Below are 692 nucleotides of genomic sequence, written 5' to 3'. Positions count from 1 at the left end.
GACGCCGCCCCGCGCGGCGTCATCTCCGCGAGCGAGCGCATCGCCACCGGCGTGGGCCCGGCCCTGATGCTCGGTCAGTACCTCTCCGCGCTCGACATCCTCACTCCGCAGGAGGAGGAAGAGCTGCACGTACGGATGTTGCGCGGCGCCGTGGCCCTCGGCCACCGCAGCGTCGTCTTCAAGCCGCACCCGACCGCGCCGGCCCGCTGGTCGCGGATGCTGGAGAAGAAGGCCGCGGAGCTGGGCGCCGAGCTGACCGTCATGGACACGCCCGTCCTCGCCGAGGTGCTGTACCAGCGGATGGCCCCGGCCCTGGTCATCGGCTGCTTCTCCACCGCGCTGCTCACCGCGAGCGTCTTCTACGGGCTGCCGGTCGCCCGGATCGGCACCGAGGTGCTGCTGGAGCGGCTGACCCCCTACCAGAACAGCAACCGGGTGCCCGTCACCATCGTCGACGCGCTGCTGCCCGACCTCGAGGACCACAAGGCCCTCGCGGCGTGGACCCCGCCCACGGACGAGCGCACCGGCCGGCGGCTGACCGGGCTGGTCGCCGCGGTCGGCTTCGCCATGCAGGCCAAGATCTACCCGAATCTGCGTCCGGCCGCCGAGCGCTATCTGGGCACCCACCTGGACTCACACACCTGGCGCTACTTCAAGCGCCGCCGCCTGACGGCGCTCGCCCTGCCCGGCGC

1 protein-coding gene is annotated in these 692 nt (G+C 72.5%); it reads left to right on the top strand.

Annotated elements, in window-relative coordinates; translation table 11 throughout:
• Positions 1-692: alpha-2,8-polysialyltransferase family protein (locus CCN51_RS51470; protein WP_245881887.1), on the top strand; the 692-nt coding region annotated here is incomplete at both ends.

The organism is Streptomyces milbemycinicus (assembly GCF_002154605.1).
Lineage (GTDB): Bacteria > Actinomycetota > Actinomycetes > Streptomycetales > Streptomycetaceae > Streptomyces > Streptomyces milbemycinicus.
This window is presented reverse-complemented; position numbering and strand designations above follow the sequence as displayed.